General features: G+C 57.5%; 1 protein-coding gene. It reads right to left on the reverse strand.

From position 1 onward, the window contains the following. The coding region (locus tag LO50_RS22275) for a helix-turn-helix domain-containing protein (protein WP_044316401.1) at nt 1-374 on the reverse strand (374 nt) is incomplete at its 3' end. Nucleotides 375-421 lie beyond the last annotated feature (47 nt).

The following is a 421-nucleotide window of genomic DNA, read 5'->3' on the forward strand; positions in this document are numbered from 1 at the left end:
GCATAGATCGCGTTGTAGATCGTCTCGCGACAGACGTAGGCATCTCTAAGACTGGGTATGTTCATACTGCGCAGCTTGCCGGCAATCTGCTCGGGAGACAAACGCTGGCGCAGCATATGGATCACCAGTTCAAAGCGCTCACTACCTGGCAGCAGCTTTCGCATGGGCCGACAAGCCTGGCGGCGGACCTTCATCCGCTGCTGAGCCACGCGGGCCGAGTAGCTGCCAGCTGCATCTCGATTGCGGCGCATCTCTCGGCTGACCGTCGAAGGGGATCGGTTGATCAAGCAGGCAATCCTGCGCAAGCTGAGGCCTTGGGCATGACTAACTTGAATGGTGGCACGCTCTTCAACGCTGAGTTCGGAATAAGACATAGGGCAGCACCGTACCGGAAAGGTCAGGTGTTGCACTCAGTTTTTGC

Origin of the sequence: Stutzerimonas stutzeri (assembly GCF_000935215.1) — a bacterium.
Taxonomy (GTDB): Bacteria; Pseudomonadota; Gammaproteobacteria; order Pseudomonadales; family Pseudomonadaceae; genus Stutzerimonas.